We start from the raw sequence: 15,207 nt of genomic DNA, 5'->3' as shown, positions 1-15,207 counted from the left end.
AGCCCGTTTCCGCTGCGTGCGTCGGGCGAATCCGTTTCAGTCAGGCGATGCGGGGCAACTCTGCAACCCGTAACCGCGGAGAAAGGGAGCCGACATGGCACTCGATGATGACGACATCACCACATCAGGTGGCGCAGGAGAAGGCACGGCAGACGGGGGCTCGAATCCCGAGGGCCACGATGGCGGCGCCGACGGAACCGCAGGCGGTGAAGGCACCGCCGACGGCGGCTCGAACCCTGACGGCCACGATGGCGGCGCCGACGGAACCGCAGGCGGTGAAGGCACCGCCGACGGCGGCTCCAATCCCGAGGGCCATGACGGCGGCGCCGACGGAACGGCCTGACCACACCTCGATGCTGAGCCGCTGCATCGCGACCGATGCTCGGACGTTCGCCGACGAGTACTGGGGCCGCAAGCCGATGCTCAGCCGCGCGGACGCGCTGCCCCGCGACTTCAGCGATCTGCTCTCACCGGAGACGGTCGACGAGTTGATCGCCGAACGCGGGGTACGCGCGCCGTTCATCCGGCTCGCACGCGAGGGCGACGTCCTGCCCCGTGACTGCTATCTCGGGCCTGCCGGCTTCGGGGCGGAGATGCCCGACCAAGTGGATTCCGCCAAGGTGCTCAGCCAATTCTCCTCTGGCGCAACGATTGTGCTCCAGGGACTACATCGGCTGTGGCCGCCGCTTGTCGACTTCGTCCGACAGGCCGTCGACGACCTCGGCCATCCGGTCCAAACGAACGCCTACATCACCCCACCCGGCAACCGTGGCTTCGACCATCACTACGACGTGCACGATGTGTTCGTCCTGCAGGTGTGCGGGCAGAAGCGCTGGATCGTGCACGAGCCGGTGCACGACCATCCCCTGCCGTCGCAGCCGTGGACCCAGCACCGCTCGGCCATCGCGGATCGGATCACCGGTGAGCCGGTGCTCGACACCGTGCTCTCGGCGGGCGACGCGCTGTATCTGCCGCGCGGTTGGGTGCACGCGGCGGTGGCCTTGGACACGACGTCGGTCCATTTGACCGTCGGCGTCTCGGCGTTGACCGGAGTCGACGTCGCGCGCGCGGTCGTCGACCAGTTGGCGGGCGTGCGCACGTTCCGCGAGTCGCTTCCCCTTGGATCCGACCCGACCGACCGGGATGAGACGATCGCGGCCGTAACGAAGGTGATGGCGCAAATGGTCGAGTCGTTGCGCGACGACGCGTCGACACTCAGCGCCGGAGCCGCCGCGCAGCTGTCGGACCGCTTCGCCGAGCGGACGCGACCGGTTCCGGTGCGGCCGCTGGCTTCGCTTGCCGCGGCCGAGGACGCCAGCGCCGCGACCGTGCGCTGGCGGCACGGACTCATTGCAAGCGTCGAACACACCGGCGGCCGCGTCGTGCTGCGGCTACCGGACAAGACGATGACGTTTCCGCAGTCGTGCTCGGATGCGGTGGAGACGCTGCACCGCGGGCAGGTCGCACAGGCGGGTACCTTGCCCGGTCTGGATCGCGCCGACGCGGCGGTGCTGATCCGCAGACTTCTTCGCGAGGCCGTCGTGGTACCTGTCGACGCATGACGGTTGCGAAGCGGGCGCCGTGCAGCGACCAGTCGCTGGCCCGGGGTGATCCGATGTACGGCACAGCGTCGGCGGGGTCATCCTGGGTGCTGGTCGAAATGTCCGGCGGCTGGGGACCTTCGGCGTTTCTGCAGTCGCCGTCGTGCATCGATCCGCAACTGGGACGTGCGATCGTCCGCCGGGTCGAGGCGGCCAAGATGCGCATCGCGGCGATCCGGCGCCCCGGCCGCAGGCCCGACGTTCCCCGATGGCGGTGGTTCATCGCCCACGCTGACGTCGGCAGCGAGGCGCTGTACCGCGGCGAGGTCGACGCCCCCGGCGAGTTACTGGATCTCAACCTCGACGGCAGTGACGGCGAGCTGACGACCGACCCGCTGGTGGCCATCTGCGCGCATGGCAAGCACGATCAGTGTTGCGCGGTTCGGGGACGCAGCGCCTGCCAGGCGATCGCCGCTGCCTACCCCGAATTCACTTGGGAGTGTTCGCACCTGGGCGGAGACCGGTTCGCAGCGACGATGCTCATCCTGCCGGAGGGTCTCTGCTACGGCCGGGTGGACTCCGCCGACTCGCCGGACCTTGTGCGGCGCTACCTCGACGGGCGGCTCGACAACAGGTTCCTTCGCGGGCGCACCTCGCTGCCGCATGCCGTTCAGGCCGCGCAGTATTTCGTGCGCGAGGCCACCGGCGAGGACCGCATCGACGCGCTGCATCCGCTCGACGTCGAGCGCGGCGACCACGAGATCCGGGTGCGCCTGGACGGCCACTCCGGGCCCGTCGAGGTCGTCCTGCACGAGGCACTCTCCGATCCGCTGCAGTCGCAGTGCTCCGCGAAAGTCGAGGGCCGGGTGCGGGTGTTCACGTTGGCAAATATGACGTCGGAATGACAGTCGGTGTAGTCGGCGGTGGCACGGGTAAGCGATGTCCATGCACGACGTGACGAAGCGGTTCAAGGCCGCGCTGGGTGAATTGCACGAGAACAGGGACGTCGAACCCCTGGTCGAACTGTTCGGCGACGACGCCAGCCTGACAAAGGCCGGGTTACCGCACGGGCAGCACGGCAAGGACGGCGCGCGCACATTCTGGCAGCATTACCGCGAGGTGTTCGACTCGATCGAGGCGTCCTTCAGTCACACCGTGACCGACGACGGCGTGGCCTACCTCGAGTGGACGTCCGAAGGAACACTGCGCGACGGCACGGAGTTCCGTTACGACGGCGTGAGCGTCCTCGAGGGCAGCGAGCAGGGCATCGACTCGTTCCGCACGTACTACGACACCGCCTCATTTCTGTCGGCTGAGAAGCGCAGCGCACTGTCCACCTAGCTCGGTGTCACTGCCAGGCGAACACGGGTTGTTCGAGTTCGTCGACCGGGTCGTGACGGCCCTCCAGGCACAGCCACCGCAACTGCAAGAGCACGGCGCCCGTCGGCGCGTGAATGAGGTCGTTGCCCAACGGAATCTGCACGACCGGGCGGGGGCTTTCCGGAATGGTGATGTAGCGCGGCGAATCGTCGCGCTGAAGCTGGTGCAGTCCGACGCGGTAGACCGCCACCACCTCGGCGGGCGACGGACGCGGATCCAATCGGCCACCGCCCCAGATGACCACCGGGGTGATCACGTAGCCCGACCGGGTCGGGTAGTCGTCGAGCAGGCCCAGCACCGACGACTCCGGCAGCCGCACGCCCACCTCTTCGTCCAGTTCGCGTAACGCGGCGTCGACCGCCGTCTCTCCCGCATCGAGCCGACCACCGGGCAGCGCCCACTGGGCGGCGTGCGAATTGAGCCGGGAAGCCCGGCGGCACAGCAGGAACGCGGCGCCGCCCGACACGTCGACCATGCGGCCGTCGAGACCCGCCTCCATCGGCCGGCCCGCAATCCAGTCGTCGACCGGGGCCGGGTCCACGCGGTCCTCGCCGAGCTCGGAGTCGACGATGACCACAGCGACGGCGGCGTGCCGCTTCGTCGGGTCGATGGCGACGCGGCGTCGATGGACCTCCAGGTTCGCCCGGAACCGCTCGCACAGCGCGTCGTCATACGTGATCGTCACGACATCTAATCAATCACGCCCGTGAGCCGGCCGGCATGCGGGACTCTTTTGGCCGGAGTTGGCGTTGCTGCCGATATCTCAGACAGAAGGAGGCGTGACATGAACGCCGAACACATCACCGCACTGGTCACCGGCGCGAACAGGGGGCTTGGACGGCGGTTCGCCGAAGAGCTTCTGGCCCGCGGCGCGAAGGTGTACGCGGCAGCCCGTCGTCCCGAATCCATCGATCTGCCAGGTGTGGTTCCGCTGCAACTCGACATCACCGACCCCGAGTCGGTGCGTCTGGCCGCCCAGCAGGCCGGTGACGTCAACCTCGTAGTGAACAACGCGGGCGTGTCAACCCGCGCAACACTGGTCGACGGTCCGATTGACGACATCCGACTCGAGATGGAGACCCACTACTTCGGCACTCTCAACGTCGTCCGTGCGTTCGCGCCGGTCATCGAACGCAACGGCGGCGGCGCGATGCTCAACGTGCTCTCGGTCCTGTCGTGGCTGCATCCTCAGACCAGCGGCGCCTACTCGGCAGCCAAGGCCGCGGGCTGGGCGTTGACGGACGCTGTGCGAGAAGAGCTGGCGCCGAGAGGTATTCAGGTCACCGCCCTGCACGTCGGCTATATGGACACCGACATGGTCAGCTACATCCCTGCCGACAAGAAGATCGATCCGGGCTTCGTCGCCGGTCTTGCGCTCGACGGCGTGTTCGCCGGCCAGACCGAAGTCCTGGCCGACGACCTGTCGCGAGCCGTCAAGGCTCAACTGTCCGCGCCTGCGCAAGCATAGGGCGCGGTCAGCTGTCCGGATTCAGGTAGTGCAGTACTCACGACACCTCCCCCTCCTCGGCAGTTGACTGTCCTCACGTGCAAGAACACACGAGGGGGGCAGCAGTGACGCGACATGGCAGGCAGCAATTCTTCGTCGCCGGGGAGGGCGTGCTCTCGCCGGACACAGCGGCGCGGTCCGCGGCTTCAGACGACGCGATGAGCCCTACACCGCGCCTGTCTGAAGCCGATGAGCTCAGGCAATTCCGGTTCTCGCGCATCGGGCCACAGGGTGCGCCTACCAGTGCAGAACTCATGTCGGCGGTGTCCGAGGCGATCACCGCCGTAGCACCGGACAGCGACGGCGACATTCCCGCCGGGTTCACCTACCTTGGTCAGTTCGTCGACCACGACCTGACGATGGACAAGACGCAGGCGGCGCTCGGATCGGAGGTGACCGTCGACGAACTCATCCAAGGCCGTTCACCGGCACTCGATCTCGACTCGCTCTACGGCCGTGGCCCGGCCGACGAGCCGCACTTCTACACCGATGGCCTGCATTTGAAGATGGGGCGCACGGGCGCGCTCGACGGCTTTCTGCCCGCCTTCGACGGCCACGATCTCCCTCGGGAGCCTCAGCAGCGCCTCGCACTGATACCCGATCACCGCAACGACGAGAACCTGGCGGTAGCCCAGACCCATCTCGCCTTCATCAGGTTCCACAACCGGGTGGTCGACACGATTGCCCCGGGACCGGTCGCGACGATGTTCGATGCAGCGCGCGAGCGCGTCGTGAAGCACTACCAATGGATGCTGCGACAGGACTATCTTCCCCGGATCGTCGACCCGGGAATCGTCGAGGACGTCTTCGCCAACGGCCGCACTCTCTTCGAGACGTCACCGGCTCCGGGCGACTCGCCCACCATGCCGATCGAGTTCTCAGTCGCGGCATTTCGTCTCGGGCACAGCATGATTCGTGACACGTACAGCTGGAATCGGTTCTTCGACAATGGAAGCGCATTCCTTTCGCTGTTGTTCGGATTCTCGGGCACCAGTGGTGACCTATCGGCCGCGGACCCGTTGCCCTCCAACTGGATCGCCGACTTCCGCCGGCTGTACGACTTCGCCGAAGCCGGGCGTCCCGACCTGGTGGTAGCGCCGGGCAAGTTCAATAGGGCGCGCACGATCGACACCCGGCTCACTGATCCGCTCGCCACCCTGCCTGCAGGCTCATTCGGTCCACCAGACGCGCAATTTCCGCCGCTGCACGCCAATCTCGCGTTCCGCAACCTCATCCGGGGCAGCATGGTCAAGCTCGCCAGCGGTCAGCAGATGGCGACACTCACGGGTGTCACCGAACTCACCGAAGACGAGGTCATCACTGGCAGCGGAGGTGTCGACTTCGCCGGACTGTCCGCGAATTTGCGCACCGAGTTGTCAGCCAACACGCCCCTGTGGCCTTACATCCTGCGGGAGGCCGAACTCAACGGCGGTCGGCTCACCGGCGTGGGGGGCCGCATCGTGGCCGAGGTCTTCCATCGGGCCATGGAAGGCAGCGCGCACTCCATCGTGCGTGACCCGCACTGGCGTCCCGATCTGGGGCCTAACGCTTTCACCTTCCGAATGGTGGACCTGCTGCTGTTCGCGTTCGAGGGCCGATCCGACTTGCTCAATCCGCTCGGGGACGAGCCCGAAAAGCAGCTCGAGATCGTCGAGCTGAGCCGCGGCGACGACGGTCCGTTCGTCAGGATCCTGCAGCATCTGCTGCGCGCAAGACGGTTCGACCTCTTCGTCGACGGCGATTTCGGCCCGATCACCGAGCAGGCGGTTCGTCGATTCCAGGGCAACCAGGGCATCACCATCGACGGCATCGTTGGGCCCGTCACCTGGTCGCGATTGTTCACCACGGTCCGCCGGGGCGACGTCGGTGAGGCCGTCAAGGGCGTACAGGTCCGCATGAATCTTCGCCAGGCCGATCCGATCGATGTCGACGGCGACTTCGGCCCGATCACCGAGCAGGCGGTGCGGGAGTTCCAGATCAGTGAAGGCGTCGAGGTCGACGGTGTCGTGGGTCCGATCACGTGGCGCAGATGTGTGTCCGAACCGGCATGAGCTCGGCCCACCCGATCGAAAGGCGACCGCGCGAAATGGCAGATCCCACCAGCGTCGTTTGTCGGCGTGCGGCGTCCCCGCCGAGGATGTGTGCGTTAGCTTCGCTGGGTGAATGATGTCGCGGCGGCCCGCGTCGATGTCTCGTGTGCGGCCGACCCCAGGTGACCCACCGACTCCATGACCCCGACCGGCGCACGTTCGCGAGCGACAACTACGCCGGTGTGCACCCCGCCGTGCTCGATGCGATCACGGTGGCAAACGGCGGCCATCAGGTCGCGTACGGCGCCGACGTCTACACCGCCCGCCTGCGTGAGGTGATTCGCGAGCACTTCGGCCCGCAGACGGAAGTGTTCCCGGTGTTCAACGGCACGGGCGCGAACGTCGTCTCGTTGACCAGCGTGCTGCCACGCTGGGGCGCGGTGATCACGGCGGCGACCGCTCACATCCACACCGACGAAGCCGGAGCCCCCGAACGGATGACCGGCATCAAGCTGCTCACCGTGCCGACGCCTCACGGCAAGCTGACCCCGGAGCTGGTGGCGCGCGAGGCGTGGGGTTGGGGCGACGAGCACCGGGCCCAGCCGCTCGCCGTGAGCATCACTCAGACAACGGAGTTGGGCACGTTGTACACAGCCGACGAAGTACGGGCCATCGCCGACTTCGCGCACGCCCGGGACATGGCTGTGCACATGGACGGCGCACGGGTGTGGAACGCCGCCGCGGCGCTCGGTGTCCCGTTGCGCGAGTTCACCACCGACGCCGGCGTCGACATCCTCAGCCTGGGTGGGACGAAGAACGGGCTGCTCGGCGCGGAGGCGGTGGTGGTCCTCGCGCCGCAACGAACGACCGGGCTGGCGTACCTGCGGAAGATGACGATGCAGTTGTCTTCGAAGATGCGGTTCGCGTCGGCGCAGTTCCTCGCGTTGTTCGACGACGACATCGGCATCCGCACCGCGGCGCACGCGAACGCCATGACCCGACGCCTGCGCTCGGCGCTCGAGGCGGGAATCGCCGACGGCACACTTCCCGGTCTCGCATTCAGCCAGGACAGTCCGGCGAACGCGGTTTTCGCCACGCTGCCGACGGACGCGGCCGACCGCATCCGCGAGCAGGTCCGGTTCTACGACTGGGATCGCACGCGGGGCGAGGTGCGCTGGATGACGTCGTGGGACACCACAGAAGACGACGTCGACGACTTCGTCGCGATCATCCGAAAAGAATTGGCACGCTAGAGAAGTCGGTCGAGAAAGCCTCGACAGAGGTCGGCGACGAGGTCAGGTGCTTCGTCGAGCGCGAAATGGCCGGCATCGATCACGTGCACCTCGGCGCTCGGCACGTCTCGCTGATAGGCCTCGGCTTCGGCGACTTCGAAGGACGGATCGTAGCGGCCCCACACCACGAGCATCGGGGGCTGGCAGTCCCGCAGCCATTGTTGCCACGCAGGGTAGCTCGCCACGTTGGTGCGATAGTCGTAGAACAGGTCGGTCTGTATGTCGGCCTGTCCCGGCCGGTGCAGAAAAGCGAGTTCGTCGGTCCACAGGTCGGGGTCGTACCGATCGGGCTCCGGACTCTTGCCGACGTGGCGCAGTCGAGTGGCGGCGTGGGAGAAGAAGTTCTCCCGCAGCGCCGCCTCGTGTCCGGCGCGGTCGGCCCAGAACGCCCGCCGCGTCTCCCACAGGGGACCGAGGCCGTCGTCGTGGCAGACGGCGTTCTGCACGACGAGAGCGCGCACCCGGTCCGGGCGGCGCAGCGCGAGGCGCATCCCCACGTCGGGCAGCTGGGCGAGTCCTGAAATCTCCCTATATTGGGTTGGCGAGCGGCCTGCCGTAGTACCAGAATTCGGGGTGCGGCGACGCGAGATGCCGTCGCCGCCCGTCGGGGAGCAGTGCTGCAGCCACGGGTCGGACTTCTGGGAGTTAGGGGTCAATTTGCTGAGTATCAGTCGTTGTTTCGTATCAATGGTTCCAGTTGTGTTGGCCGTGGCGGGAATGGGCGTGGCCGCTCCCGCATCCGCCACGCCGTGTCCCGATATGGAGGTCGTTTTCGCCCGCGGCACCTTCGAGGCGCCCGGCGTCGGACCGGTGGGGCAATCCTTCGTCGATTCCCTGCGCGCGAAGAGTCCCGGCAAGTCGGTCGAGGTGTACCCGGTGAACTATCCCGCGTCGCTCGACTTCGCGACCGCCGCGGACGGCGTGATCGATGCGAGCAATAAGGTCCGCGCGACGGCGGCGGCCTGTCCCGACACGAACATCGTGGTGGGCGGGTTCTCCCAAGGCGCCGCGGTCGCGGCCTACATCACCGCTGATCGCATGCCTGAGGGCTATGCACCGCCGCCCGGCATGACGGGTCCGATGGAGCCGTCGATCGCCGACCACGTCGCCGCGGTGACGCTGTTCGGCAAGCCGTCGAGCGGCTTTCTGCAACGGATTTACACCGGCGCACCGGAGATCAACGTCGGCCCCAGCTATGCGGGCAAGACGCTGGACCTGTGCATCGAGACCGACCCCATTTGCTCGCCGACCGGCGGTGACGGCGGCGCCCACGGCGCCTATGCGCTCAACGGGATGACCAATCAGGCAGCCGATTTCGTCGTCAGTAAGCTGGCGCGGCCCGATGAGGCGGTCGACCGGGCGACGGGAAGTCAGGTCTCCGACATGACGCCGCCGTCGGCCGACAGCGAGGTACCGATCGGTTGAGCGCGCCCGCGGCCGAATCGCTCAGAGGTCCGGTTGGCCCGGCAAGTAGGTGCCGATGGACCACTGGCGTCCCTCCGGGTCGAGAAGCTCCACGCGGAAGTTCCCCCACGCCGTCGTCTCGGGCGCGATGAGCACACGCGTTCCGGCGGCGAGCGCGCGCTCGTGGACGGCGCTGACCTCCGCAGCATCGACGACGACATAGAGTCCGGCGCCGACGCAGTCGCCTTTGACCGACGGAATGTCGTATCCGCGGTCATCGGCCTGCACGCAGACCACCGCGTCGCCACACCGCAGTTCGGCGTGCGCAAGGTTGTCGCCGTATCGGAAACAGCGGACCACATGGAACCCGAGTACCTCGGTGATCCAACCGACCATCGCGTCCGGATCTCGGTAGCAGAGGAACGCCGTCAAACGCGCAGTAGTCATATGCCAGACCTACCGGCCGGGTCTGACATGTGAGGTCATCGGTCCTTCGTGCTCGGCGCGCCGAATGCCGAGGACGAGCAGGATGCCGGCGAGCAGGATGATCGGCCACGGCGTGAACAGCAGGATCACCGCGTCCACCACGGTCCAGGCGAGCAAGATCCAGGCAATGAATGCCGGGGGCGTGACGCCGCGCCCGTTCATCCACAGCACGGTCAGTCCGACGAGGATGAGCGGAACGCCGAAGCTGTCCACGCTCAGCCACAACGCACTGTTGGCCGGACTCATGTCGGTGAGGTCCTCTCGCCACAGCGCTCCGCTGAACCACGCGTCGGCGTGCCGTACCGCGCCCAGGACGAACAGCGCACCCAGCGTGTGCGCGCTGCCGTAGAACACGATCAGCCAGCCGGCCAACTTGATCATCGAAGTACCGTCACTCTCTGCTTATACGGCGGCGTATAACCGCTTCCGACACTAATATGCGGCACCGTATAAGTCGAGGAGATAAGGGGCCACGCAGCCATGGGCGCAAGACGTACACCTCGCGAGGTTTGGGTCCAAGAGGGGCTGCGCACACTCGCCGCGGGTGGCATCGACGCCGTTCGCGTGGAGGTCCTCGCGAAAAAACTCGGGGTCACCAAGGGCGGGTTCTACGGATACTTCGCCGACCGCGGTGCCCTGCTGACGCACATGCTCGACGCCTGGGAGCGAGCCTGTGTCGACGACGTGCTCGAGCGGATAGAACACGCCAGTGGGGACGTGCTCGAAAAGGCGCGGCTGGCCGGGCAGCTGACATTCGCCGACGACGGTCTACTCGAAATCGATCTCGCGGTTCGTGACTGGGCGCGCCGCGACGCGGCCGTCGCCGAGCGCTTGCGTCGCGTGGACAACCGGCGCATGCAGTTGCTGCGCGACGCCATCGGCACGGTCTGCTCCGATCCCGACGAGGTGGAGGCCCGCAGCCTGCTCGCGTTCTGCATGGCGATCGGGCACCACTTCCTCGCCGCCGATCATCTCGGCCGTACGAGCGCCGAAGTCCGAGCCCGCGCCAGCGCAATCATCCTGGACGATGGGAGGCGTGCCCGAGGGTGACACCGTCTACGCGCTGGCCCGCCGCCTCGACGGCGCGTTGCGCGGGCGGGTTTTGAGCCACGGCGAACTGCGGGTCCCCGCGCACGCGACAGACGACCTCGCGGGGTTGACCGTGCTGGAGCACGTCACCCACGGCAAGCATCTGCTGACCCGGCTGTCGGACGGCCTCACGGTGCACACCCACATGAAGATGTCCGGCTCGTGGACAGTCTCGCCGACCGGGCGCTGGCTGCCCCGGGCGGTGATGCACGACGTGCGGGTGGTGCTGCGCACCGACGGGCCTGCGGCCTACGGCGTGACACTGCCGGTCGTCGAACTGCTGCGGACCCGCGACGAGGCGCAGGCCGTCGGCCATCTCGGCCCGGACCCCCTGCGCGACGACTGGGACGCCAGCGAGGCGGGACGCCGGCTCATCGCCGAGCCGGATCGCCCACTGGTCGCCGCCCTGCTCGATCAGCGGTGTGTGGCGGGATTCGGCAACCTCTGGGCCAACGAGCTGAGTTTCCTTCGGGGACACAGCCCGTGGACGCCGGTCAAGGACGTCGACATTCCCGCGCTGCTGGACCTCGGCGCCCGGGCGCTGCGCCATTCGGCCACGGTGCCCGGTGCCATGCAGGTGACGACGGGCATTCGGCGCAAGCGGGAACAGCACTGGGTGGCGGGCCGGGCGGGCCTGCCGTGCATGAGGTGCGGAACGACCGTGCGCGTCGTCGCCGAGATCCCGAACGACCCGGAACAGCGGCGCACGTGGTGGTGCCCGCACTGCCAGCCGGGCCCGGCGCCACCGCGATGACTCAGCGGCCGGTCGCCACGTCCCCGGATACGGCCATCGTCGCGTACTCCTGAAGAGACGGCGTGGTGTCCTCGGTCAGTCTCTTGCCGACGAAGGCCGCTGGGAAGCATGTAGTGGATTCCGGGTCGGCGCCGCCGGGTCGAGGGAGCCGCACAGCGACGTCCCGGTGATCGGTGGACAGCATCCACTGGGCGCCGTCGCACGCCCGGATGAGCACCTCGCCCAGGTATGCGCCCATGGTCAGGGCGGTTTGGTCGATGGCCTCGGCGTCCGGTTGGTCAGCGAGGAAGTCGTCGCACAGCTCGTCGACCTGTGCCAACGATTCGATGGTCCAGTCGAGACGGCGGCCCGAGACCGCAACCTCGTGCAGGAACAACGCGGCCCACACCGCCATCCGCTGACCCACCTCGTCGCCGAATGCGGCCGCTTGTTCGTCGTCGGGTACCGCGAAGCCGGCCATCGCGTGCACATAGACCGACTCCAGCGCAGGACCGAGCATGCTTCGCGCCTCCGCGACGGCATGGGCGGGACGCAGTTCGAAGCCGGAGGGCATCCGGACCTGAGGCCAGCCGTCCGGCCCGTCGACCCACTGTCCGCCGCCGTTGCGCACGATCAGTTCGCCGAAGTAACCGGCCACCGTCGTGAACGCCGCCGAGAAATCCTCTTCGCTGATCCCGCTGACGAAGCCGTCGAGTGTCCGTACCGATGGCGGGGTCCAGTCGAGCGGCCAGTCTGAACCGGCGGAGGCGGCGACCAGTGCCTCTGCGCCTGCGCGCATCGTCGCGACGTCGGCCACCTCGACGGGGGCCTTCGGCTCATCGGACTTGTTGCGCCCGCGCTTCCACATAATGTCTCATCCCCATCATCCGACTGCAGAGGTCGACGGTGGCGCCGAATCACCTTGTGGCTCTGCGGCTGTCATGATCTGGACAATGGTCTTGCGGTCGGCTTCCGACGGCAGCCCCATGCCCGGCTTGTATCCGTAGACCTCATGCAGCGGCGTCGAACCGGTTCGACCGTCGAGGATGTCCACCGAATCCGTACTGATCAGACCGGGGTGCTCCACCCCGCACGCCTCGGCCACTTTGGCCAGATCGCGGCGCAGGGTCTTGATGTAGTTCGCGACTCGCTCGGCCTTCTCGTCGGGCACGAGGCCGCGGGACAGCCATGCGTTCTGGGTGGCCACACCGGTGGGACAGGTGTCGGTATGACACTTCTGCGCCTGGACGCAGCCGATCGCGAGCATCGGTTCGCGCGCGACGCTGACCATGTCGCATCCGAGAGCGAAAGCGACTACTGCGTTGTCGGGAAGGCCGAGCTTGCCTCCTCCGATGAACGTGATCTGCTCGTGCAGACCGTGCTCGGCGAAGATCCGGTACACGCTGGTGAAGCCGAGTTGGAACGGCAGCGAGACGGAGTCGGTGAAGATCATCGGGGCGGCACCGGTACCTCCCTCGCCGCCGTCGATCGTCACGAAGTCGACTCCGCGATCCGTCTCGCGCATGGCCTCGGCCAGCTCATGCCAGAAGTCGAGATCTCCGACCGCGGACTTGATGCCCACCGGTAGACCTGTTTCGGTCGCGAGCAGTTCCACCCAGTCGAGCAGACTGTCGGTGTCGGAGAATTCAGCGTGACGCGACGGGCTGACACAGTCGCGGCCTTCAGGGATGCCGCGAGCCGCCGCAATCTCGGCGGACACCTTCGGCGCGGGCAGCAGCCCGCCGAGGGTCGGCTTGGCGCCTTGGCTCAGCTTGATTTCCAGCGCCCGCACCGGCGCGCTCGCCACGACGTCCTTGAGCTTGTCCATGTCGAAGCGGCCGTCGGCGTCGCGGCAACCGAAATAGGCGGTGCCGATCTGGAAGATGAGTTCGCCGCCGTGTCGGTGGTGGCGCGAGATGCCGCCCTCGCCGGTGTTGTGCAGGCAATCGGCCATCGCGGCGCCTCGATTGAGAGCCTCGACGGCGTTACCGGAAAGCGAGCCGAAGCTCATCGCGGAGATGTTGACGACCGACTTTGGCCTGAAGGCCCCTGGCCGGCCCCGCGCGGCCCCGAGAACCTTGGCGCACGGCAGTTCCACCTCGCGGGTGGCCTGCGGGGTCGACGCCGGCACGGCGCGGCCGAACGTGCGGTGCTTGATCACCGCGTAGCCGAGCTTGTGCTCGACGTCGTTGTCGGTGCCGAAGCCGAAGTAGTTGTTCTCCTTCTTCGACGAGGCGTACACCCACCGCCGCTGGTCGCGGGTGAAGGGCCGCTCCTCGTCGTTGGCCGCGATGATGTACTGCCGCAGTTCGGGGCCGATCGTTTCGAGGAGGTACCGAGCGTGCCCGAGCACGGGGTAGTTGCGCAGGATGGCGTGCTTTCGTTGGAAGAGGTCACGCATCGCGACGGCGCCCAGTGCCGAGGCAGCCGCGGCAGCGAGACCGCGAACAGTGCGGCCCATGGTTGTCAGTGTTTCCGCGCGGTGCCGGACCGAAACCGAAGAGCGTAGTTGGGATCGGTAGCAGCGTCGGCGGCCTGTACTGAGCGCACTCGACGTCGCCATCGGGCGGCGCAGCATGAAAGGAACCGATCATGAACCGTTTCGCACGCACCGCGGCCACCGCCGTGATGTCCGGCGCGCTGGCACTGGCCGGCCTGGGGCTGGGCGCGGGCACGGCGACGGCGGACACGCTCAGCGGCACCTACACGCTGTTCAGCGATCACAGCCAGCGCAAGCTCAACGGGATCCCGACGCCGTACCACAATTCCTCGAGCGTCTGGACCATCACGCCGTGCGGTGACGGATGCGCTCGCGTCGTCAGCGCGGCAGGCTGGTCTGCGAACGCCCACCTCAACAACGGCCGGTGGGAGTTCACGCGCGAAGGGATGTGGTCATGTCCCGACGGCCGCAACCTCCCCAACGCCATCGGGTACTCGATCGATGCGGCGACGCTGCGGGGAACCTCGACGGGCACGATCCCGGTTGGCTGCGAGGGATTTCCGGTGTTCGCGGACGGAATCACCGTTTCGCTGACGAGGGTCTGAGCGCAGACTCACCGTCGCCAGAACAGGTGGTGGGTGACGCCGCTCGCGCTCGACACGACCTCGTGGTGATAGCGCGCGTCGAGTTCGTCCGGCGATTCCCACAGGCGCGACCCGCCGCCCAGCTCGACATCGGAGACCGCCACGTGAAGCGTGTCGACCAGATCGGCGTCGAGGAACGCGCGAATGGTCGTCGCTCCCCCGCCAAGGCGGACATCGCGGCCGTCGGCGGCGGCGCGTGCCTGCGCAAGGACCGCGGCCGGCTCATCGTTGACGAAGTGAAAGGTGGTGTCGGACACAGTGAATGATGGGCGCAGATGGTGGGTCATGACGAACACCGGCGTGTGGAACGGCGGCTGGTCGCCCCACCAGCCCCGCCACTCGTGGTCCTGCCACGGTCCGCGCTGGGGTCCGAACTTGTTGCGACCCATAATCTCGGCGCCGATGTTGCGGCTGAAGTCGCGCGTGAAGTAGTCGTCGAGGCCGCGGCTTCCGCCCGGGTCGGTCCGGTTGGGCCAGCTGGCGGTGGCGCCCGCCCACGCCATCATGTCGCCCGGGTCGGCGTGCCCGAAGGGACGCTCGTAGCTCTGGTTCTCCCCCGCGCCGAAGCCGTCTCGCGAGACGCTGAAGTTGTGAACTCTGAGCAGTTGCTCCACGGGGATCTCCTGGGTCGACGTGATCAACAAGACGGTAGACCGGTCGG

Annotated in this window: 18 protein-coding genes; 11 read left to right on the top strand and 7 right to left on the bottom strand. The window is 67.4% G+C overall.

From position 1 onward, the window contains the following. Positions 1-94 precede the first annotated feature (94 nt). From N4S67_RS23585 to N4S67_RS23570, 4 genes are read left to right on the top strand one after another with little or no spacing between them, the layout of a single operon-like run. Positions 95-343, top strand: coding sequence for a BatC protein (locus tag N4S67_RS23585; RefSeq protein ID WP_260995461.1), 249 nt, complete (start codon positions 95-97; stop codon positions 341-343). A 10-nt stretch (positions 344-353) separates the two neighbouring features. Next, entirely contained in the window at positions 354-1,562 is a 1,209-nt protein-coding gene (locus tag N4S67_RS23580) for a cupin domain-containing protein (RefSeq protein WP_260995803.1), read from the top strand. Next, a complete protein-coding gene (locus N4S67_RS23575) occupies positions 1,559-2,446 on the top strand; it encodes a sucrase ferredoxin (protein WP_260995460.1) in 888 nt (295 codons plus the stop codon). The genes N4S67_RS23580 and N4S67_RS23575 overlap by 4 nt, the downstream gene beginning before the upstream one ends. A gap of 34 nt (positions 2,447-2,480) precedes the next feature. Continuing rightward, complete coding sequence (locus N4S67_RS23570) at positions 2,481-2,882, top strand: nuclear transport factor 2 family protein (protein WP_260995459.1); 402 nt, start codon at positions 2,481-2,483, stop codon at positions 2,880-2,882. 7 nt (positions 2,883-2,889) lie between these two features. On the opposite strand, the gene N4S67_RS23565 is transcribed toward N4S67_RS23570, so the two are convergent. Beyond that, complete coding sequence (locus N4S67_RS23565) at positions 2,890-3,606, bottom strand: NUDIX hydrolase (RefSeq protein ID WP_260995458.1); 717 nt, start codon at positions 3,604-3,606, stop codon at positions 2,890-2,892. 99 nt (positions 3,607-3,705) lie between these two features. Between N4S67_RS23565 and N4S67_RS23560 the strand changes: the two genes are divergently transcribed. The 3 genes from N4S67_RS23560 (at position 3,706) to N4S67_RS23550 (ending at position 7,711) form a co-directional block, all read left to right on the top strand. After that, complete coding sequence (locus N4S67_RS23560; RefSeq protein ID WP_260995457.1) at positions 3,706-4,389, top strand: SDR family oxidoreductase; 684 nt, start codon at positions 3,706-3,708, stop codon at positions 4,387-4,389. Positions 4,390-4,493: 104 nt separating this feature from the next. Further along, on the top strand, positions 4,494-6,479 hold the full coding sequence (locus N4S67_RS23555) for a peptidoglycan-binding protein (RefSeq protein WP_260995456.1): 1,986 nt from the start codon (positions 4,494-4,496) through the stop codon (positions 6,477-6,479). A 161-nt stretch (positions 6,480-6,640) separates the two neighbouring features. Then, the gene (locus tag N4S67_RS23550) at positions 6,641-7,711 is read left to right on the top strand and encodes a threonine aldolase family protein (protein WP_260995455.1); all 1,071 of its coding nucleotides are present in this window, start codon (positions 6,641-6,643) and stop codon (positions 7,709-7,711) included. Here the strand turns inward: N4S67_RS23550 and N4S67_RS23545 are convergent. Next, entirely contained in the window at positions 7,708-8,241 is a 534-nt protein-coding gene (locus N4S67_RS23545; protein ID WP_260995802.1) for an alpha/beta fold hydrolase, read from the bottom strand. The two genes, N4S67_RS23550 and N4S67_RS23545, sit on opposite strands and share 4 nt — an antisense overlap. A gap of 196 nt (positions 8,242-8,437) precedes the next feature. Between N4S67_RS23545 and N4S67_RS23540 the strand changes: the two genes are divergently transcribed. Next, positions 8,438-9,175 carry a cutinase family protein gene (locus N4S67_RS23540; protein WP_390893497.1) on the top strand — a complete coding sequence of 246 codons (738 nt, stop codon included), beginning with the start codon at positions 8,438-8,440 and terminating at the stop codon, positions 9,173-9,175. Between the two features lie 21 nt (positions 9,176-9,196). Here N4S67_RS23540 and N4S67_RS23535 read toward each other — a convergent pair whose 3' ends face one another. Further along, a complete protein-coding gene (locus tag N4S67_RS23535) occupies positions 9,197-9,601 on the bottom strand; it encodes a VOC family protein (protein ID WP_260995454.1) in 405 nt (134 codons plus the stop codon). A 9-nt stretch (positions 9,602-9,610) separates the two neighbouring features. Then, entirely contained in the window at positions 9,611-10,021 is a 411-nt protein-coding gene (locus N4S67_RS23530; protein WP_260995453.1) for a hypothetical protein, read from the bottom strand. Positions 10,022-10,120: 99 nt separating this feature from the next. On the opposite strand from N4S67_RS23530, the gene N4S67_RS23525 reads away from it, so the two are divergent. Both N4S67_RS23525 and N4S67_RS23520 read left to right on the top strand, forming a co-directional pair. Then, positions 10,121-10,690 (top strand): TetR/AcrR family transcriptional regulator, encoded by a 570-nt coding sequence (locus tag N4S67_RS23525; RefSeq protein WP_260995452.1) that lies wholly within the window; start codon positions 10,121-10,123, stop codon positions 10,688-10,690. After that, positions 10,677-11,483, top strand: coding sequence for a DNA-formamidopyrimidine glycosylase family protein (locus N4S67_RS23520; protein WP_260995451.1), 807 nt, complete (start codon positions 10,677-10,679; stop codon positions 11,481-11,483). The genes N4S67_RS23525 and N4S67_RS23520 overlap by 14 nt, the downstream gene beginning before the upstream one ends. Position 11,484: 1 nt before the next feature. On the opposite strand, the gene N4S67_RS23515 is transcribed toward N4S67_RS23520, so the two are convergent. Beyond that, positions 11,485-12,330 (bottom strand): DUF6278 family protein, encoded by an 846-nt coding sequence (locus tag N4S67_RS23515; protein WP_260995450.1) that lies wholly within the window; start codon positions 12,328-12,330, stop codon positions 11,485-11,487. A 15-nt stretch (positions 12,331-12,345) separates the two neighbouring features. Further along, the gene (locus N4S67_RS23510; protein ID WP_260995449.1) at positions 12,346-13,923 is read right to left on the bottom strand and encodes an FMN-binding glutamate synthase family protein; all 1,578 of its coding nucleotides are present in this window, start codon (positions 13,921-13,923) and stop codon (positions 12,346-12,348) included. 131 nt (positions 13,924-14,054) lie between these two features. Between N4S67_RS23510 and N4S67_RS23505 the strand changes: the two genes are divergently transcribed. Then, entirely contained in the window at positions 14,055-14,507 is a 453-nt protein-coding gene (locus tag N4S67_RS23505; protein WP_260995448.1) for a hypothetical protein, read from the top strand. Between the two features lie 8 nt (positions 14,508-14,515). On the opposite strand, the gene N4S67_RS23500 is transcribed toward N4S67_RS23505, so the two are convergent. Further along, positions 14,516-15,160, bottom strand: coding sequence for a dihydrofolate reductase family protein (locus N4S67_RS23500; protein ID WP_260995447.1), 645 nt, complete (start codon positions 15,158-15,160; stop codon positions 14,516-14,518). Between the last annotated feature and the right edge of the window lie 47 nt (positions 15,161-15,207).

It is taken from the genome of Mycobacterium deserti (genome assembly GCF_025345615.1).
Lineage (GTDB): Bacteria > Actinomycetota > Actinomycetes > Mycobacteriales > Mycobacteriaceae > Mycobacterium > Mycobacterium deserti.
Note: the sequence above shows the minus strand (reverse complement) of the source record. Positions and strands in the feature narration are given on the sequence as shown.

Coding starts and splice junctions, on each gene's coding strand:
- N4S67_RS23560 (WP_260995457.1), top strand. CDS start 3,706: ATGAACGCCGAACACATCACCGCACTGGTCACCGGCGCGAACAGGGGG.
- N4S67_RS23575 (WP_260995460.1), top strand. CDS start 1,559: ATGACGGTTGCGAAGCGGGCGCCGTGCAGCGACCAGTCGCTGGCCCGG.
- N4S67_RS23545 (WP_260995802.1), bottom strand. CDS start 8,241: ATGCGCCTCGCGCTGCGCCGCCCGGACCGGGTGCGCGCTCTCGTCGTG.
- N4S67_RS23515 (WP_260995450.1), bottom strand. CDS start 12,330: ATGTGGAAGCGCGGGCGCAACAAGTCCGATGAGCCGAAGGCCCCCGTC.
- N4S67_RS23505 (WP_260995448.1), top strand. CDS start 14,055: ATGAACCGTTTCGCACGCACCGCGGCCACCGCCGTGATGTCCGGCGCG.
- N4S67_RS23580 (WP_260995803.1), top strand. CDS start 354: ATGCTGAGCCGCTGCATCGCGACCGATGCTCGGACGTTCGCCGACGAG.
- N4S67_RS23570 (WP_260995459.1), top strand. CDS start 2,481: ATGTCCATGCACGACGTGACGAAGCGGTTCAAGGCCGCGCTGGGTGAA.
- N4S67_RS23540 (WP_390893497.1), top strand. CDS start 8,438: ATGGTTCCAGTTGTGTTGGCCGTGGCGGGAATGGGCGTGGCCGCTCCC.
- N4S67_RS23525 (WP_260995452.1), top strand. CDS start 10,121: ATGGGCGCAAGACGTACACCTCGCGAGGTTTGGGTCCAAGAGGGGCTG.
- N4S67_RS23530 (WP_260995453.1), bottom strand. CDS start 10,021: ATGATCAAGTTGGCCGGCTGGCTGATCGTGTTCTACGGCAGCGCGCAC.
- N4S67_RS23585 (WP_260995461.1), top strand. CDS start 95: ATGGCACTCGATGATGACGACATCACCACATCAGGTGGCGCAGGAGAA.
- N4S67_RS23510 (WP_260995449.1), bottom strand. CDS start 13,923: ATGGGCCGCACTGTTCGCGGTCTCGCTGCCGCGGCTGCCTCGGCACTG.
- N4S67_RS23535 (WP_260995454.1), bottom strand. CDS start 9,601: ATGACTACTGCGCGTTTGACGGCGTTCCTCTGCTACCGAGATCCGGAC.